The organism is Macrococcus armenti, assembly GCF_020097135.1.
Classification (GTDB): Bacteria; Bacillota; Bacilli; order Staphylococcales; family Staphylococcaceae; genus Macrococcoides; species Macrococcoides armenti.
In genome coordinates, this window is the sequence record NZ_CP083608.1 from 383397 (window position 1) to 402210 (window position 18814).

The following is an 18814-nucleotide window of genomic DNA, read 5'->3' on the forward strand; positions in this document are numbered from 1 at the left end:
GGGTAGTGGTTATCACTATCCCGGCTTATTGATTACATCTTACTCTCTAATTTTCTAATCTTTCTTTCCTCCGCTACGGCAACGATACTCAATAATATCATACCAAGAATCAGCGCCGCATAGAACACGATAAATACATCCGTCCAGCCATGTAATACATGTCCAAAGACATTTAATCCCTTACTTTCTGGGTCAGCGATCATCGCTAAACCAATCTTAGCCATCGAGTCACCAAATAAGTAACCGAATGTACCAGTCATACCGTTGGCTACACTGATCGCACGTTTTGGTACAAAGCCTACAAGAGATACACCAATCAATAATTGAGGTCCGAATATCAATGCACCAAGGCCGAATAAAGAAGCATTAACCATACCAACACTTGTTGCATTCTTATAGAACATTACAACAAACACAATTAGAAACATACACATAATAGCAACAAGTGCACGACGACCTTTCAATAAATCAGAAACATAGCCCCACATCAAGCTTGCAACTAAAGCGCCAATTTCAAAGTAAAAAATAGTATTCACTGCATCTCCTGCATTGAATCCAAGATGCTCAGTCACATATAATGGTGCCCAGTTATCAATACCGATACGCACAATATATACGAATATGTTTGATACACATAGAATCCAGATGATAGGATTCTTAAGGATATATGTCTTGAATATTTCCCATTTTGTCATATCTTGAGATGCAATATTCTCCTCGTCCACAGGTTCTTCGAAGATATCTTCACAGCGATTCCATCCTAACTCTTCAGGATCATCCTTACCGATGAAGAGTGTGACAATACCGATGATTAAAGCGATGATACTAGGGAAGATGAACATCCCGATAACATTACCGTGGAAGAACATGTTTGCACCCCATAATGCAAGACCACCTGCAATGGCACCACCGATATTATGAGAAGCATTCCAGAAACCGAGATAACGACCGCGCTTTGTTCTAGGTGCCCAGCGCGAGATTGTTGAGTAACTCGCAGGACCACCTACTGCCTGGAACATACCGTTTAATCCCCATAATACAATTAAGAATCCGACAGCTGATCCGAAGTAACTTAGCGTGAACCCCATAATTAGCACGACGATAGAAGACATAATAAGTAAAAATGATATGATACGTTTCGTATTTCTCCCGTCTATGAGATAACCGATTAAAGATTTTCCGAGTCCATAAGTGATACTGAACGCAAGCCCAATGTAACCGAGCTGTAAAGTAGTAATGCCAAGCTCTTCTTTCAGCATTGGTTGTGCAGCTTTAAAGTTGTTTCTTATTAAGTACATTGACATGTAAGCAAAGAATACAACGAAAAAAGCTTTTAAAAATTGTTTACGCCATTCCTTTCTCTGAACAGGAATAGGAATTCCTTTGTTAGGAATCTTCTGGATGTCAAAAAAGTTCATAAATAAACGCCTCCTTTTATTTGTCTTCAGTGTAATCAAAAATGATAACGTTTAATATACGATAAAATATTATTTTGTCTGAAGAAGTGAACAAAAAACAAAAGATAAATAATACATCCAATATTTTATGATTATTATGTATACTAGTTTTAAAACAATATTGATGGAATGAGGTGAGATAATGGAATTGACAAATCGTCAAAAAGAAATAATGAAATATATGCTAAATGAAAGTAAAACACTATATCAAGTTGAAGAATTATCCGTAATATTTAAAGTCTCTGATAAAACAATAAGAAATGATATTAAGGTATTAAGCGAATTTACAACTAATATTAAAGAATTTTCAATTTACTCGAAGAGAGGATCGGGTATTCATTTAGAAGTAAATAAAAATGAAGTTGATAATTTGCATAATAATCTTGAAAAATTTATTTCTATAGATAATAAGGCTTTGCTTTCCATACATATTGCTGAAAAATTATTAAAGATGGAGAAAGAGCTAAGTATTAAAGCATTAATATCAGAATTTAATAGTAATCAATATGAGATAAGAGATTGTCTTAATACAATCAATTTGTGGTTAGAGAGATTTGATATCCGGTTAACTATAAAAAAGGGTTATGGAATTATATTATCTGGAGAGGAGATAGATTTTAGAAATGCTATTAAGTTTATTTCTTCACTAAATAAGGGTAACTCACAGAAGGACTTCCTGAAATCTTTTTTTGGTGAACATTTATATAATCAAGTAGAATACGTAGTTGAAACATCGTGTGATAAAAAAATGAGAAAATCTCAAAGACAACAGTTTTTATTACATGTACTTATCATGATGAATCGATTACAAAATAATAAAAAGTTAAATTATAAATTAGAAGATAAAGAAGTTATTGATGGTTCGATAGAAGAAATTATAAAAAAATTATCTGAAATATTTGCAATTAAAATACCTGATGAAGAGAAACATTTCTTAAATATGCATTTACCAGGTAAATTATTTGAGAATAATTATGAATATGAAGTCAAAGAGTTTATAAAATTGTTAATAGCTGAAATGAAAAATGAAGCGATGATAGATTTTGAAAAAGATTCTGCTTTATTAAGTGGACTTGAAACACATTTAAAAACTACATTTTTCAATCTTAAAAATAATTTAGAAATAAATAATCCGTTAATATTCGAAATTAAGACAAGGTATCCATTTATTTATTCAAGTGTTATAAATAGTTATAGGAATATTTATAACGAAAAAATTGAGTTACCTGAAACTGAATTAGGATATATTGCACTACATTTTCAGGCATCTTATGAGCGTATTAAATTATCACGTCAGACCAATATACTGATTGTGTGTCATTTAGGTATAGGAATATCTCAAATGTTAAAGGTGAAAATACAACAAAAATATAATAATGTCAAAGTAGTAGATGTTGTTTCTGAAGAGAGGTTAGCATTATCTATAGCGACTCATAGTGATATTGATTTGATAATCTCTACGACTGAAGTAAAGGCGTCTAATATTGAAGTAGTGAAAGTTTCTCCTCTTCTGAATGAAAATGATGAAAAAACTTTAAATGCATATTTCACAAATGCTAATTCACTATCTGGCTTAACACCGACAGAAATGATTAAATATATGCAGCCGTTTTTAATATTTACCATGACTGATACTATAGATCGATTTAAAGTAATAGAAGAAATAGGACATAAACTTATTAGTAACAACTTAGTTCATATTGATTTTGTAAAATCGGTAGCCGGTAGAGAATATTTAAGTTCTACCTGTATAGGCAACGGTGTAGCTATACCACATGGAAAAACGCAATATGTTAAAGAGTCCTCTATATCAGTTTGCAGATTAAATAAACCGATTTATTGGGGAGAAGATTGGGTGGATATCGTCTTTTTAATAGCATTAAAAGAAGAAGATAAACATTCTTATCACAATATATATAGAGAATTGCATCATATTATGCAAAATAAAATGCTTCTAGATAAAATCAAGTCTGAAAAAAGTAATTTAGGTTTATTAAAATTATTTAGAGATAAGAAATTACCGGAATAACGGTAGTTTCTTTTTTTAGTAGAATTTTTTAAACATTATAATATAACTATACATTAAATATAGAGGAGGAAAAAATATGAAGTTATTAGCAATTACATCGTGTCCGAACGGTATAGCTCATACTTATATGGCAGCAGAGAATCTACAAAAAGCAGCCGATAAGATGGGCGTACAGATGAAGGTTGAAACGCAAGGTGGAGTAGGTATTGAGAATCAACTGACAGAGAAAGATATTAGAGAAGCGGATGGTATAATTATTGCATCGGATAGAAAAATTGATAAGTCACGTTTCAATGGGAAAAAATTAATAGACGTTAGTGTTGGAGAAGGAATTCGAAATCCAGAAAAACTTATTCAACGTATGAAAGATGGAGATGTTTCTACGTATACGGGTGGATATTCAAACGAATATAAAGAGGAAAAAAGGGCTCAAAATCCAATTTATCAACACTTAATGAACGGTGTTTCGTTTATGGTACCATTCATTGTAGTAGGAGGATTATTAATTGCTTTAGCTTTAACTTTAGGTGGAAAAACTACACCTGAAGGAATAGTAGTACCTGAAGGAACATTCTGGTATCAAATTCAACAAATTGGTGGTGCAGCATTCACCTTTATGATTCCGATATTAGCTGGTTATATTGCTTATAGTATTGCAGATAAACCAGGCCTTGTACCCGGTATGATTGGTGGATTAATAGCGGCTAATGGCTCTTATTATGGTAGTACTGCAGGCGCAGGATTCTTAGGTGGAATTATTGCAGGTTTCTTAGCAGGTTATGTAGCATTATGGATTAAGAAGATAAAAGTACCAAAACCAATGCAACCCGTAATGCCGATTATCTTTATTCCGGTAATTTCTTCTATTATTGTTGGATTAATATTTATCTATTTAATTGGAGCACCAATAGCTCAAATATTTGAAACATTAAATGGTTGGTTAAAAGGAATGCAAGGCTCAAACGCTATATTATTAGCTTTAATTTTAGGAGCTATGATTTCTTTTGATATGGGTGGACCAGTAAACAAAGTTGCTTTCTTATTTGGATCTGCAATGATTGGAGAAGGTAACTATACAATCATGGGAGCAATAGCAGTTGCCATCTGTATACCACCAATTGGTTTAGGGTTAGCAACATTTATTAATAAGAAAAAATTCAATGCCAATGAAATTGAAATGGGTAAAGCATCATTTACTATGGGGTTATTTGGTATTACTGAAGGGGCGATACCTTTTGCCGCTCAAGATCCGTTGCGAGTTATCCCATCAATTATGATAGGATCTATGACAGGTTCTACAATAGCAATGCTATCAAATGTAGGAGACAAAGTTGCTCATGGTGGACCCATTGTTGCAATTCTTGGAGCAGTAGATAATGTCTTAATGTTCTTCATAGCAGCATTGGTTGGTTCACTTGTCACAGCATTCTTAACAATAGCACTTAAGAGTACTAAGAAAAAAGAATTAGTAACACCAGACGGAGATACAATTAAGGTAACTGAAGAATCTAAAGATAATAATAAAGAGGTAAAACCTGTTATTACAGAAGTTGTAAAAGAAAATGAATTAATTGAATCTCAAAATATTAAGGTAATTGATGCTGAAGCAACTCAAGATGAAAGTATGGATTTATTGATTAATCAGCTATATGATAGCAACGTTATTACAGATAAAGCTGAATTTAAAAAAGGAATACTCGAAAGAGAAAGTCAGAGTTCAACAGGAATTGGAATGAATATTGCTATCCCACATGCAAAATCACATGTAGTAAAAGAGCCGAAAGTATCAGTATTAAAAGTTAATCAAGGAGTGGACTGGAACTCATTAGATGGAACACCGGCTAAACTTATCTTTATGATTGCTGTACCATCTGACGATGCAGGAGACACACACCTTAAGATTTTGCAACAGTTATCTAGAAAGTTAATGGATGATGATTATAGAAATAGTTTATTAAATGCAAAAGATGAGATTGAATTATATAATTTACTTAAAAATTTATAAAGGATGATTGTATGTCACCACTATTTTTACAACCAGTATTTAAAGAACGTATTTGGGGTGGAAATCATTTAAAGGAATTCGGATATGAGATTCCAAATGATAAAACAGGGGAGTGCTGGGGAATTTCGGCGCATGAGAACGGTCCGAATATTATTCTGAATGGAGAACATAAAGGTAAAACATTAAAAGAGTTGTGGGATGAAAATACAGGACTGTTTGGAGTTCAAACGACCGATAAGTTCCCATTACTTACAAAGATTCTTGATGCGAATGATGAATTATCTGTGCAGGTACACCCTGATGATGCATATGCACAAGTACATGAGAATGGAGAGCTTGGGAAGACTGAGTGCTGGTATATTATTGACTGTGATGAAGATGCTGAAATTATCTATGATCATAATGCGAAAGACAAAGCCGAACTGGAGAACATGATACATGAGGGCAAATGGAATCAACTTTTTAATTCGATTAAAGTAAAACCAGGTGACTTCTTCTATGTACCTAGTGGAACAGTTCATGCAATCGGGAAAGGTATACGTATATTAGAGACACAGCAGAATTCGGATACGACTTATCGCATCTATGACTATGACCGTATGGACAAGGATGGTAATAAACGTGAACTGCATATTGCTCAAAGTATTGATGTAATCGGATTTAATGAAGAAAATGCTAAAACAAAAGAGGAAGTTACTGAAGTACAGGGAACTGTGGTTAAAACGTTTATCTCTAATAATTTCTTCACAGTGAAACAGTTACTGATAAAAGAATATTATAAATATACGAAGCAGCAAAATTATTCATTAATGAGCGTGTTGTCAGGTGAAGGTATGTTAACTATCGATGGACAGGTCTATGAAATCAAAAAAGGCGATCATTTTATTCTGACGATTGAGGATAAAGAAATTGAGTTACAAGGTATGCTTGATGTTATCGAGAGTTATGTTTAACACAATTGATGAATGAAGAATATTCATAAAATGCACCTCTAAAGGTGAACCTTAAAATTCAACTTTAGGGGTGTTTATTTTGAATAAAATAGTATGAAATTAATTTTAAATTCAAGTCTAAAAGAGATAGAAAAAAGAAAAAATTTTAGCTATCGTTTATTGAATAGTCATCATAATTATATACATACATAATTAAAAAAGTATTAAATCACATGCAATTCAGAATCATTTTTCATACGTAGAAAATGCTAAAAACCCATTTCAAAATAACTTCTTTTTATTTACAATAATACAGAATATACAAAATAAGGAGAATGTTATGAAACGTTTAAGAAATTTATTCATTGTTCTGATTGCTGTACTTGCTACTGTAAGTATTTCGACCCCGGCAAGTGCTGCAGAATACTATTATAAGTATAACGGACATAGTGGTTATAATTATCAATTTGTAAAGTCTAAGTCATTTATTAATGCGGTGAAAAAGGGTAAAGTCACTGTTAATGGAAAGACAGTTGTCAAAATAGTACCAATTGAGTCTGTCGAAAAATCATCAGAGCCAATGATGGAATATGGTTTTGGGAATAAGAAGGTTAAGTCAAAATACATTAAAAGAAAGTATGACACAGTCTTTTTTCTGAATGATCACCTAAAAACATACGCCATTGTTATGCCTGTTAAAAAAGGTAAGATTACGAAAAAACAATTTATTAAAATATACGGTAAAAACTATGCAGAAATGCAAGTTGTTGATAATGAGTATAGTGTATATTACAAATTTAAAAATCATTATTTTGAAGGTATATTTAATAAAAAGAATCAACTGATTGGTGTTTCGATGAGTTCACATATTAGCGGACAATTCGGAAAAGAATTCGAACAGATGATTTTTGGTAAATAATATGAAAGTGCTACAGTATCTATAATATGGAACTGTAGCACTTTTTATTTTACATATCTTATGTTGGTGTTATTTCATAATTGAAAAGTATTATAATTAAAGAAAACAATTGAGGTGTACGATGGATAAATGTTTAATTATTGGATCGACAGTATGTGATGTTGTGATAAATGTAGATAAATTACCAACAACAGCAGGAGATGTACATATATCAAGTCAGGTGATGGCACTAGGTGGATGTGCATATAATGTAGTGTCAGTTTTACATCATCTAGGTATCCCTTATACGTTTATATCACCAGTTGGAACAGGGATGTATGGGGAATTTGTAGCTCGTGAACTATATAAGAAAGGGATTCAAACAAAGGTGCGTGTTGAAGGAGAGAACGGATGCTGTTATTGTTTCGTTGAGCAGCACGGAGAACGTACATTTATGTCACATCACGGTGTTGAGTATACGTTTAATCCGGAATGGTTACATGGTTTGAATTTAGATGACTACAAGTATGTATATATATGTGGGCTGGAAGTCGAAGAACGTGATGGAGATAAACTGATTGATACGTTAACACATATCGATGCAACAATTATCTTTGCACCAGGACCGAGAGGGAACTTAATCCCTAGGGAACATATGGAACGCGTGTATCAACTATCACCGATTGTACACTTGAATGAACAGGAGATAATGGAACAAACGGGATGTGATACGGTTGAAGCGGCGCTTGAAGTAATGTATAGAAAGACACGCAATAAAATTGTCGTAACACAAGGAGAGCATGGTGCAATCATATATGATGGTGTGGTTACACATGTACCAGGAGAAACAGTTACAGTGAAAGATACGATTGGTGCTGGAGATAGTCATGCAGGTGCATTTATATCTAGCCTGGCTAAAGGGATGGACGACAAATCCGCACTAACACTCGCAAACAAAGTGGCGGCACAAGTAGTACAGGTGAGTGGCGTTGGGTTGAGTGATGAAGTGTGGAATAAGATTAGGTTTAAAAGATGAAAATAAAAAAGAATAATAAATATCCTTATAAAGGAAAAATATTCATCAAAATCGAGTGAATTTATAAATGTAGAAAAAATTGGAAAACAGAAAAATTATGTGATTAAATATGCTTGTAGTACATTATACAAGTAAGGGAGAATCATGATGGGACAGTCTTTCACGTTGAAAAATATGAGTAAGAACCAATGCTTTAGTCCTCATGAAGCGGCATGTGGTTGTAAGCCTTATGAATTTAGTGATGTTGATAGTTTCTTTATCCTTGAAATTTGTATGAAGTTAAAAGATGAGTGGAATGGAGATTGTCTTGCAATTGCCGGTGATTATATAGAAGATGAGCGTGAAATGAAGTGTTTCTGGCCAAGTATTAATTCGTGTGAAGTGAAAAATGATGAATTATATTTAGACTATTATATACATGAAGAGTATGATTTTGTAGTTATTAATACTGAAACGTTGGAAGAGAAAATAGCGGCTTTATTAAAATAACTAGAAGATTTTGTGTTCGTTAATTATAAGAGACAAGCCTTTATCGAATGGGATTATCGTATTGCTGAAAATGAAGATAGATGGTCACAATCAGTGGTTAGCACGTTATTGATTCACAATGATTATTATTTAGGATGGTTACCCGACAATTTTGGTAATAGCTTAAATGGTAAGTGGGTTAGTGAACCTGTTGGTATGATTACTAGAGAAGAGACTTTGAAACTCAACTATTACGAAGTTTTCGTGTGAACCCCGGAGAATGATCAGATGGATGGAAAAGTGATTTTGGTTAAGGCGAGAAAATAAATTATATTGAACAGACATCCATAAAATTGTTGAGTGGTTGTCTGTTCAAATATATTATTCTACAAATTATTCTGATGATGAAAATTCTTTTAAAACAATACTGATAAATATTGCAGTAATTCCTATTGCGTAAAGTTGATACATAATTTCATCAGTTGTCGTTACAAAGTTAATAGGCGCATTGGAGTTAACAAATTTTATGTCGATTTGCTTGGTAGTAAAGCTGAAACCTTTGTATATAAGTGTAGAAAAACTTTCCAATTCACTATTAACTTTTGAAAAATAGATATTTATGCTTGTTTCTTCCAAAGTTAAAAACTTATATAGAGGTATAGGTTTTTTTCGAATGTACCTGTGTAAATAAATTTATTACTCAAATCAAAAAATGCAGACGTAAAACCGATAATAAAATAAAAGTATGCGAGGTGAATCAAACTATTAATAAATACTAGAGCCTTATTAATAATTAAAGAATTAAGCTTTAATTTATTTAAGTTGATTACAATAAATATAAAAGATAAAAGTGGATACAATGATACTATAAAATAAATATAAAAATCTGTATAAGTTATTTTTAGAAATTCAAGTTGTAATGTTAATGTTGCAAGTAAGTTTAATCCCAATGATTCAATAAGAATTGTTAAGATTATGATAGTATTTCCAACATTTGTAGAGTTTTTATTAAACTTACTATTAATAAATATACTAGTTCTTATAAAGAAATCTAATATTATATAAATAATAGTTATTTTTATAACTAAGTGGAGATGTAGAGTTGTTTTTAAATTAATTAGATAGAGTATACACAATGTAACAATTTCAATTATAAATATATTTTTTATATGAAAATATTTATAGCCCTTCTTAATTGTTAACATGAAATTATTTCTGACTACTCTAATTATTTTCAAAACATTTCTTAAATTGCTTTTGCAAATTATAGGTAGTTTATTTGCATGAAAAATAAGAATTATTAGAACATCCAAAATTAGAGTTGCCACATATATTAAACAAAATAAAAATAAAAATAAAATAAGTGTTATTATAATAACAGGTGATGAAAGTATTATGAAGATGAAAGGAAATAAATTTTTTATAAGATTAATGATACTATGATAGTGATTTATAGCCATCAGAGTTAAAATTATCATTAATATAATACATACGAATAACGTCATACACACTCTCCTTTTTATTTTTCATATATTTACTATAACAATTTTTCATGTCAATCATATAATTATGAAAGGAACTTTATATGCCTAACCAATATTCAACTCAAGAAGCGTGGAGGTTATTAATAGATGAACTGGATATCAAACAAAAGGTTGAAAAGAAAAACTTTGTAAAAGTTAGTGCGAAAAAGATTAAAGAGTACAAAGAACCCCGAGTAATGTGCAAATGGGATTCAAGTTATCAGCGCCCAAAAATCTTAAGGGATAACAATATTAGTATCCTTCCTATCAGTAGAAGAGAGTATGTCCTTGGGAATTTTGATTTGTATTGTAAACTTCCTGAGTTAGATAAAGAAGAAGCTACTAAAATTAAGGTGCCACATTTTGAATCTATTAATACTGACACAATCAGTAGTGAAGCTAAGGCGATTAGCGTCATGAATTTATCGGGTATTCTAGAAGATTTTCTGAATGTAGAAGATAATTTTTCAACTTTTGCTGGAAAAATGGGTGTAGGTAAATTTAACTTTGATGTAAAAATAAAAAATAGTAATAAAAAAATTAACATACAAGTTGATAAGTCAATTTGTGAAATAGATGCAGGTTATGAAAACGATGATTCTATTGTGATAGTAGAAGCTAAAAATGTTGTAAATTCAGACTTTCATGTTAGACAATTATATTATCCATATCGTCTATGGGATACAATCGTAAGTAAACCTATCCGATTAGTTTTTGCAGTCTATACTAATAAGATATTTAGATTGTATGAATATCGATTTAAAGATATACAAGATATATCTTCGATTGAATTAGTAAATTATAAATTGTATTCAATAGATAGTACAGATATTCAAATTAGTGAAATTAAAGCGATACATAAAAAAACTAAAATTGAAACTGATGATAATATGTCTCAATTTAGTAAATCAAATAAAGTTCCTTTTATTCAGGCAGACTCCTTTGATAAAGTTATTTCATTAATTGAAAACTTATACGATAATCCGATGAATAAGTTTGAAGTAGCTGAAGAAGTATTGAATGTAGACCCGAGACAATCTGATTACTATTTTAATGCTGCAAAATATTTAGGATTACTATATAAAGACTCTAAAGGTGACATGTTGTTAACGCCCTTATGTGATAAAATGATGAACATGTCATATAAACAAAGAATCATGATAATATTGCAACAAATATTTAAACATCAAATATTCTACGAAATATTTAAGCAATATTTTGATACAGGAGCATTACCTACTCAAAATGAAATCATAGAAAAAATGAGGAAGTACAATGTTTGTTCAGAAAATGTAATTCATCGAAGAAGTAAGAGTGTTATCAGTTGGTTGAACTGGATCATAAATTTACCGAATATCACATCAAAATAATTAGTTTTATTTTGATAGATAGATTATAATTAGAAATAACAATTAAATTATTGAACATGAAAAATCAAATTGGTTTTTCATGTTTTTTTGATCAAATGAAAGAACGGTGAGATTATGCAACCATTTGTTAAATGGGCTGGAGGAAAGCGTCAATTATTAGCGAAAATTTTAGAGGAAAGTCCGAAAGAGTTTAATAAATATTATGAGCCTTTTATCGGAGGAGGTGCGGTATTTTTTGCAATTGAGCATGAGAATGCAACAATTAATGATATTAATACACACCTTATACATACTTATAATATAATAAAAACAAACCCTGATGAATTCAGTCAATTACTAGAAGAATATGATTCGATATTACTAAATGCTGAAAAATACAATGAAATTAGAGCAAAATATAATAATAAAATATTAGATAATAGATACGACTTAGAAATGGCCGTGTTATTTGTGTTCTTAAACAAGCATGCTTTTAATGGATTATATCGTGTGAACTCTAAAGGATTATTTAATGTACCTTGGAATAAAAAAGAGTCAGGGGCTTCGTTCAATAAAGAGAATATTTTATCTATATCGAAGTATTTACAAAGTGTAACAATATTAAATGGAGATTTTGAACTTGCAGTAAAAGATGCGGCAAAAGGAGATTTTGTATTTTTTGATAGTCCGTATGCTCCTTTGAATCCAACAAGCTTTGATTCTTATGATAAAGCTGGCTTTGGTATTGAAGAACATGAAAGACTAGCGAGACTGTTTGGTGAACTTACTGAACGAGGATGTTATTGTATGCTTACGAATCATAATACTGAATTAATTAGAGATTTGTATCAAAATTATAACATCGAAGTAGTAAATGTACGTAGAAGTATTAACTCAGATGCGACTAAGCGTGTAGGTAAAGAAGTAATTATAAAAAATTATTAGTTGAGGAGAAGGAAATGAAATCAAATATTTACTTTTCAGATGATACAACTACAATTTACCATGGAGACTGTTTCGATGTCTTAAATAATGAAATTAAAAAAAGTACGGTTGATGTGATATTTGCAGATCCTCCGTACTTTCTTTCTTCAGGAGGAATATCAAATTCTGGAGGAAAGATGGTAAAAGTTGATAAAGGGGATTGGGATGTACCTACAACCTTTGAAGAAAAACACGAATTTAATAGAAAATGGATAAAATTGTGTAAACGTTTACTAAAAGATAATGGTACAATATGGATAAGTGGAACACTACATAATATCTATTCAATTGGAGTAGCTTTAGAACAGGAAGGTTTCAAAATTCTTAACAATATTACGTGGCAAAAGACAAATCCTCCACCAAATTTAGGATGCAGAAACTTTACGCATTCAACCGAAACAATTTTATGGGCTAGAAAAGATGATAAGAAAGCACGACATTATTTCAATTATGATTTAATGAAAGAATTGAATGATGGAAAACAAATGAAAGATGTCTGGACGGGATCATTAACGCCACAAAAAGAAAAAGAATTTGGAAAACATCCTACACAAAAGCCGCTCTATGTCATCGAAAGATTATTAAGAGCATCCACGCAACCAGGTGATGTCGTACTAGACCCTTTTATGGGAAGCGGGACAACTGGTGTAGCTTGTAAGAAATTAGATTTACATTTTATTGGAATTGAGAAAGAATCGAATTATGCAGAGCTTGCAAAGACCAGAATTATTAATATGTTGATTCAGGAGGAGTTATTTTGACAAATAAACGAGACTTTGACGAATGGCATTCGAAATTTAAGAAGAGTATTGCAGATTATAAGTACTATGTAGATTTTGAAAAGGTTATTAAAAATGTAGAATCGATAAAGATTGAGTTGAACATACTAAATTCATTAATCGGTGAACAGAACATTGAAGAGAAGTTTATTGAGATAGTAGAGAGATATCCTGAGACTTTAAAGTGTATACCAATATTATTAGCGATTCGAATCAATCAAATTCCTGTAAAAACGATAGATGAAGATAAAATATTCGACTTCAATAATCCGAATCATTCACCAGAAGAATACGCGATATTTATGAAAGAAACAGGACTCTTTGATTTACTTAAAAATCATTTAATTTCAAATCTGATTGACTACGTAACAGGTGTGGAAACAGGTTTAGACAGTAATGGTCGCAAAAATCGTGGTGGTCATCTAATGGAAGACTTAGTTGAAGAGTATTTGAAGTTATTAGATGTCGAATACTATAAAGAAATGAAGACGACAGAAGTGCAAGAAAAGTTTGGAGTTGATTTATCTGAAATTACGAACGCAGGAAAAACGATTAAACGATTCGATTTTGTGATTAACCATAACGGAACGGTATATGCAATTGAAGCTAACTTCTATCAAGCCGGTGGATCAAAGTTGAATGAAACAGCAAGAAGCTTCAAGAACCTTGCTATTTACTCTAAAAAAATTGAAAATTTCAAATTTATGTGGATCACAGACGGGGCAGGATGGAAAAGCGCGAAAAACAATTTAGCAGAGACTTTTGGCGTTATGGAACATTTGTACTCTATTGAAGATTTGCAAGATGGAGTGCTAGAGAAACTATTGAAGGAGTAGATATATGTGGCTAGGCAACCTAACATTTGGGGCGGCGGAGCAAATACTAATTTAAATGGACTAGAGTTTGAGAGGACAACATCTTTAAATGAGACTTTGAGAAAAGATGGTTTTGAAATAAATGATAATAATGAAATTAGATTGAAAGATAAATTTATTGGATGGTCGTTGCCTCAACATAAAGTATATAAAGATTTTTTGATTAAAAAAGGTATAGACTATCGGGAATATAATTCTAAGAAGTGGTTACCTGATGAATGTTTTGTTAATGAATTAAATGGCACAGTGTACATAATAGAAAAGAAATTTCAAATGAGTTCAGGATCAGTAGATGAGAAACTCCCTAGTTGTCATTTTAAGGCAAAGGAGTATAAAAAACTATTTGAGCCATTAATGTATAAGGTAGAATTTTATTATGTTTTTAATGACTGGTTTAAGCACCCTGGATATAAAGACACTTTAGAATACATAGAGGAAATGGGATGCAAATACTTTTGGGGTGAAATACCTTTTAAATATTTGGGGTTGGAATTTAATAAGAGCAGTGAAGAAATTATTAGAGTTACATATAAACCATGAAGCTGTTAGTCAGATGACTATCATAATTTTAATAAATGGTACAACTATATTTCACAATTACATCGTACATTCGATATGGAACTGTTAGAAGAAAGCATCTATACAAACTACTTGATTAAGTTCATACCTAAAGAAAAGCGAGAACGTGTTGATATTGCGGATAAAGTTAAACTAGAGTTCTATAAGTTACATCAGGACTTCAAAGGCGATATCGCATTAGTAGCAGAAGAGGGAGAATTGTATAATCCTGAAGAAATTAACACAGCAGTTAAACCACCTGATGAAAAAGAACAATTAGATGAAATCATTCAGAAAGTAAATGAAAGATTTCCAGATGATTTTACAGAAGCAGATAGAGTAATAATTGAGAACCTATATAAAGCATTTGAGAAAGATCCAGATGCCAAAGTGATTAATATGGCGAAAAACAATAGTAAGGAGATGTTCAGAGATAGCTTATTTAAAGACATCTTTATGAAAAAAGTTATGCAGGAATACCTAGGTAATCAACAAGCATTTGAAAAATTGGTTGGTGGCGACCAGGAATACTACAATACAGTGTATACATTAATTGAGGATGAGTTGTATAGGAAGATGAGAGGGTAAAATTTAATGGAATTTTCCTGATATTAAATAATTATATTACAAAAATATGGGCTTAAATAAGGAAAAATAATCATGTGGTTAATTTAAAAGATGTATATGTCACTCAAGGACAGACTACAACCATATGAATCGCCTACTTTCTTAATTTAACAATACATCCCCTCAGGGGAGTTGTCCAATTAAGTGTAGACGATTCAACATGCTGTAAAAACTCAAGTCATATCAATGGCTTGAGTTTTTATTTATATGCTATTAACAATATAAGTAAATAATATTCATCTAAAGGATAAGCTTGTATGATGAGAGAAATATAATCCAGAAAATCCATAGAAATTGTCTAGCTTATTTTGACAAACGAAAGAATACAAAATGGATATCTTTTCAAATAAAAATGCAAACCATCTATAATATAAATTAACAACTAAATAATAATGAGGTGATTACATGTCCAGTATCGATGAATTATTAGAACGGTATCGCTCATTTACGAAGAAGGAATGTATTCATATAAAGACGTATGAACAAGTACCGACATATGTATGGGAAAGTAAGTTTGGCGGGTTACCATATTTACCACATGATGCTCAAAGTCCTACAACACAAGATGGTAAGCAGCTTCATTTTGTGGCGCAATATCATTTAGATGTATTACCAAAAAACAAAGTGGGGCTACCATCAAAAGGGATGCTACAGTTTTGGGTGCTGATGGATGATGTTTATGGGATTGATAATAATAACCATGCATTAAATGATAAACATCGTGTGATTTATTACGAAACAGTAGACAAAACGGTAACGAGAGAAGATGTTGAGAAGAAATATAGGCATCCAGATGATGAATATTTTAATCCAATAATTAATGAGTTGAGTATTTCTTTTGAAATTGGCGAGAACTATATGTCTTTTGGCGATAGAGATTTTGATAAAGTGTTGCAACAATTGGGAGTTGATCTCGAACAACTGAGCGATGAGGAGCAGAATAAATTTTGGTTAACTGTCAATGTTGAAGGACATTTTATTGGTGGTCATCCAACACATATACAACAAGATATTCGTGATACACGTCTGTCAGAAATGATTAATCCTTCGCAAATGGATTATTCGAAATATGATATTTTACTACTTCAAATAGATTCTGAGTTAAACGAAGCATGTACGAAAGATATTATTTTATGGGGAGACTGTGGAAACGCACATTTTTATATTACAAAGGATGATCTGGCACAATGTGATTTTAGTAAGGTTATGTATGATTGGAATTGTTATTAATGATAATGTAAATTAAGTAACGAGGTGTGAACATGTCTAATAATGAACAGTTTGATAAAGTAATTAATACATTTAGAAATTTAACGAGAAAACAGTGTATTGATATTAAAGTCATTGAAAATTCAAATCCAAATATAACAGATAGTAAATTTGGCGGACTGCCTTATTTACCACAAGATGTTCATTGTCCAACAACTCCAGAAGGTGAGCAGTTACATTTTCTTGCTCAATACCGATTGGATGAAATACCGAAAAATGATATAGGTTTACCAACGACGGGATTATTGCAGTTTTGGGTTTTGATGGATGATATGATTGGTTTAAATGATGATAACTATATATTAAATGATAGACATCGCGTGATATATTATCCAAAAATAGATATGACGGTTACACGTGATGGAGTAAGCGAGAAATATCATTACCCTGAAGATGAATATGCAAATCCAGTTCGAGGTGAATATGCGATTACATTTCAATTAGGCGAGAATATGATGTCATATGAAGATAGAGATTTTGATAAAGTCGTAAATCAAATTGAAGGATATGATTATTTAAGTGAAGCGGATGAAGATAAGTTCTACGAAATAGTGAATCAAGAAGGACACTACATTGGAGGAAATCCTGTATTCCCACAATATGATATTCGTGATTCACGATATATTGAGTTTAACAAGCATAATTTAGACTATTCTAATTATGATATTTTACTACTTCAAATTGCTTCAGAATGGTACGATAATACAGGTGATTTAATTAATTGGGGAGACAGTGGTAGTGCACATTTTTTTATAACGAAAGATGATTTAGAGCGTTTAGATTTTACAAAAGTACTCTATGAATGGGCATGTTATTAAGTGATGATTGTGACAAGTAGATAATGAATGAGTGAAAAGGATTATAGTTTCATACAAGTTTTAAGTAAACATAATCAAGAAGTGCACATTGCAGCTTATGATAAGTCAGGAAATAGCAGTGGCTATGTAACAAAGAAAGTAGTGGATAACGTACCACCAGCAGCTGCAAAGTAATTAATCTTGAGTAAAGATAAGAAAAAACTAAGTGGTAATGGTGAAGTAGGAACTACAGTAAGTGTGTATTATAAAGATACTTTTTTAGGATCAGCTATTACTAATGAAGATGGACGTTTCTTCGTGAAGATGAGTAAACAAAAACGAGGAAGAGTATTAACAATTCAGCTCATGGATGCTGCAGGAAATGATAGTAAGATTGTTAAATATAAGGTTAAGTAATAGTAAGAAAATATATAAGATTATATTTTAGGAGCCGCCATATTTAGACTAAATATGGCGGCTCTTTAATGAAATTTGTAAATGTATCCAAATTAAAAAACAAACATATTACAATATATTATTTATTGTATCTATTAGTAAAAGTTGCTAAAAATAACTAAAAATAAGTAAAAGTAATGTTGTTTATTACTATTTGGGTAGAATGTAATATTTATTTATTGTAAAATTATATTGTATTAAAAAATATGTTAAAAGGAGTAGTAAGTATGAACAGAAAAGTATCATTTGCATTATCTCTTATTATGTTTTGGATTAAAGGTCAGGTGGAAACAGATACTCGTTTCGTAAAAATTAAAAACTCTAATACAGTATTAGGTTTTATTCCTGCAGGTAGTAACAATCAAACAATCCCATTAAAGAATATTAGTGCTACTCAAATTAACAGTAGTTATAAAATTATGCCAATGATTATTGGAATAATTTTCATGTTTATTGGACTATCTCAAATCAGTAATAGTTTCATGTCTTTCTTAATTTTTGGATTAATTGGTGTTGGTCTATTTGGTAGTGGAATATTAACAACACTTGCTATTCAACGTGCTGGTAATGATTACATCATCGCAGTGCCATTCTTCGAAAAAGCTAAGCTATTAGAAGCTCAGGACATGATTGAAGAAGCATTAGCACATGATGCTGATAAAACAGATTTAAACTTATATATGAATCGTAAGGACGAAGCATAATATATACTTTCAACTCAAGTCATATCAATGGCTTGAGTTTTTATTTATATACTATTAACAATATAAGT

19 protein-coding genes are annotated in these 18814 nt (G+C 31.2%); 17 read left to right on the top strand and 2 right to left on the bottom strand.

What is annotated here, in order from left to right:
* Positions 1-32 precede the first annotated feature (32 nt).
* Positions 33-1418 (bottom strand): hexose-6-phosphate:phosphate antiporter UhpT, encoded by a 1386-nt coding sequence (uhpT, locus tag LAU42_RS02150; protein WP_224184058.1) that lies wholly within the window; start codon positions 1416-1418, stop codon positions 33-35.
* 181 nt (positions 1419-1599) lie between these two features.
* Here uhpT and LAU42_RS02155 point away from each other — a divergent pair, with 181 nt between their 5' ends.
* The 6 genes from LAU42_RS02155 to LAU42_RS02180 all read left to right on the top strand — a co-directional run bounded on the left by LAU42_RS02155 (position 1600) and on the right by LAU42_RS02180 (position 8846).
* Positions 1600-3486 carry a BglG family transcription antiterminator gene (locus tag LAU42_RS02155; protein WP_224184059.1) on the top strand — a complete coding sequence of 629 codons (1887 nt, stop codon included), beginning with the start codon at positions 1600-1602 and terminating at the stop codon, positions 3484-3486.
* A 76-nt stretch (positions 3487-3562) separates the two neighbouring features.
* The gene (locus LAU42_RS02160) at positions 3563-5491 is read left to right on the top strand and encodes a PTS fructose transporter subunit IIABC (RefSeq protein ID WP_224184060.1); all 1929 of its coding nucleotides are present in this window, start codon (positions 3563-3565) and stop codon (positions 5489-5491) included.
* A gap of 11 nt (positions 5492-5502) precedes the next feature.
* Entirely contained in the window at positions 5503-6444 is a 942-nt protein-coding gene (gene manA, locus LAU42_RS02165; protein ID WP_224184061.1) for a mannose-6-phosphate isomerase, class I, read from the top strand.
* Between the two features lie 319 nt (positions 6445-6763).
* Positions 6764-7342: an immunodominant staphylococcal antigen IsaB family protein gene (isaB, locus tag LAU42_RS02170; RefSeq protein WP_224184062.1), complete on the top strand. Its 579-nt coding sequence runs from the start codon at positions 6764-6766 to the stop codon at positions 7340-7342.
* Positions 7343-7463: 121 nt separating this feature from the next.
* Complete coding sequence (locus LAU42_RS02175; protein ID WP_224184063.1) at positions 7464-8357, top strand: PfkB family carbohydrate kinase; 894 nt, start codon at positions 7464-7466, stop codon at positions 8355-8357.
* Positions 8358-8531: 174 nt separating this feature from the next.
* Positions 8532-8846: a hypothetical protein gene (locus tag LAU42_RS02180; RefSeq protein ID WP_224184064.1), complete on the top strand. Its 315-nt coding sequence runs from the start codon at positions 8532-8534 to the stop codon at positions 8844-8846.
* A gap of 372 nt (positions 8847-9218) precedes the next feature.
* Here the strand turns inward: LAU42_RS02180 and LAU42_RS02185 are convergent, their stop codons facing one another.
* The gene (locus tag LAU42_RS02185) at positions 9219-9461 is read right to left on the bottom strand and encodes a hypothetical protein (protein WP_224184065.1); all 243 of its coding nucleotides are present in this window, start codon (positions 9459-9461) and stop codon (positions 9219-9221) included.
* 949 nt (positions 9462-10410) lie between these two features.
* Here LAU42_RS02185 and LAU42_RS02190 point away from each other — a divergent pair.
* From LAU42_RS02190 to LAU42_RS02240, 11 genes are all read left to right on the top strand, one after another.
* Positions 10411-11718: a type II restriction enzyme gene (locus tag LAU42_RS02190; RefSeq protein WP_224184066.1), complete on the top strand. Its 1308-nt coding sequence runs from the start codon at positions 10411-10413 to the stop codon at positions 11716-11718.
* 114 nt (positions 11719-11832) lie between these two features.
* Entirely contained in the window at positions 11833-12642 is an 810-nt protein-coding gene (locus tag LAU42_RS02195; RefSeq protein WP_224184067.1) for a DNA adenine methylase, read from the top strand.
* A 14-nt stretch (positions 12643-12656) separates the two neighbouring features.
* A complete protein-coding gene (locus tag LAU42_RS02200) occupies positions 12657-13442 on the top strand; it encodes a DNA-methyltransferase (protein WP_224184068.1) in 786 nt (261 codons plus the stop codon).
* Positions 13439-14296, top strand: a complete 858-nt coding sequence (locus LAU42_RS02205; protein ID WP_224184069.1) for a type II restriction endonuclease — start codon at positions 13439-13441, stop codon at positions 14294-14296. The genes LAU42_RS02200 and LAU42_RS02205 overlap by 4 nt, the downstream gene beginning before the upstream one ends.
* A gap of 6 nt (positions 14297-14302) precedes the next feature.
* Positions 14303-14875 carry a PD-(D/E)XK nuclease superfamily protein gene (locus LAU42_RS02210; RefSeq protein ID WP_224184070.1) on the top strand — a complete coding sequence of 191 codons (573 nt, stop codon included), beginning with the start codon at positions 14303-14305 and terminating at the stop codon, positions 14873-14875.
* A gap of 75 nt (positions 14876-14950) precedes the next feature.
* Complete coding sequence (locus LAU42_RS02215) at positions 14951-15481, top strand: hypothetical protein (RefSeq protein ID WP_224184071.1); 531 nt, start codon at positions 14951-14953, stop codon at positions 15479-15481.
* Positions 15482-15925: 444 nt separating this feature from the next.
* The gene (locus tag LAU42_RS02220; protein ID WP_224184072.1) at positions 15926-16750 is read left to right on the top strand and encodes a YwqG family protein; all 825 of its coding nucleotides are present in this window, start codon (positions 15926-15928) and stop codon (positions 16748-16750) included.
* Positions 16751-16782: 32 nt separating this feature from the next.
* Positions 16783-17607, top strand: coding sequence for a YwqG family protein (locus LAU42_RS02225; protein ID WP_224184073.1), 825 nt, complete (start codon positions 16783-16785; stop codon positions 17605-17607).
* 27 nt (positions 17608-17634) lie between these two features.
* Positions 17635-17781, top strand: coding sequence for a hypothetical protein (locus LAU42_RS02230; protein WP_224184074.1), 147 nt, complete (start codon positions 17635-17637; stop codon positions 17779-17781).
* A 6-nt stretch (positions 17782-17787) separates the two neighbouring features.
* Positions 17788-18003, top strand: coding sequence for an Ig-like domain-containing protein (locus LAU42_RS02235; RefSeq protein WP_224184075.1), 216 nt, complete (start codon positions 17788-17790; stop codon positions 18001-18003).
* 266 nt (positions 18004-18269) lie between these two features.
* Positions 18270-18746, top strand: coding sequence for a hypothetical protein (locus LAU42_RS02240; RefSeq protein WP_164953056.1), 477 nt, complete (start codon positions 18270-18272; stop codon positions 18744-18746).
* Positions 18747-18814 lie beyond the last annotated feature (68 nt).

Coding starts and splice junctions, on each gene's coding strand:
- LAU42_RS02220 (WP_224184072.1), top strand. CDS start 15,926: ATGTCCAGTATCGATGAATTATTAGAACGGTATCGCTCATTTACGAAG.
- LAU42_RS02195 (WP_224184067.1), top strand. CDS start 11,833: ATGCAACCATTTGTTAAATGGGCTGGAGGAAAGCGTCAATTATTAGCG.
- LAU42_RS02160 (WP_224184060.1), top strand. CDS start 3,563: ATGAAGTTATTAGCAATTACATCGTGTCCGAACGGTATAGCTCATACT.
- LAU42_RS02215 (WP_224184071.1), top strand. CDS start 14,951: ATGGAACTGTTAGAAGAAAGCATCTATACAAACTACTTGATTAAGTTC.
- LAU42_RS02230 (WP_224184074.1), top strand. CDS start 17,635: ATGAGTGAAAAGGATTATAGTTTCATACAAGTTTTAAGTAAACATAAT.
- LAU42_RS02190 (WP_224184066.1), top strand. CDS start 10,411: ATGCCTAACCAATATTCAACTCAAGAAGCGTGGAGGTTATTAATAGAT.
- uhpT (WP_224184058.1), bottom strand. CDS start 1,418: ATGAACTTTTTTGACATCCAGAAGATTCCTAACAAAGGAATTCCTATT.
- LAU42_RS02155 (WP_224184059.1), top strand. CDS start 1,600: ATGGAATTGACAAATCGTCAAAAAGAAATAATGAAATATATGCTAAAT.
- LAU42_RS02240 (WP_164953056.1), top strand. CDS start 18,270: ATGAACAGAAAAGTATCATTTGCATTATCTCTTATTATGTTTTGGATT.
- isaB (WP_224184062.1), top strand. CDS start 6,764: ATGAAACGTTTAAGAAATTTATTCATTGTTCTGATTGCTGTACTTGCT.
- LAU42_RS02180 (WP_224184064.1), top strand. CDS start 8,532: ATGAGTAAGAACCAATGCTTTAGTCCTCATGAAGCGGCATGTGGTTGT.
- LAU42_RS02175 (WP_224184063.1), top strand. CDS start 7,464: ATGGATAAATGTTTAATTATTGGATCGACAGTATGTGATGTTGTGATA.
- manA (WP_224184061.1), top strand. CDS start 5,503: ATGTCACCACTATTTTTACAACCAGTATTTAAAGAACGTATTTGGGGT.
- LAU42_RS02200 (WP_224184068.1), top strand. CDS start 12,657: ATGAAATCAAATATTTACTTTTCAGATGATACAACTACAATTTACCAT.
- LAU42_RS02225 (WP_224184073.1), top strand. CDS start 16,783: ATGTCTAATAATGAACAGTTTGATAAAGTAATTAATACATTTAGAAAT.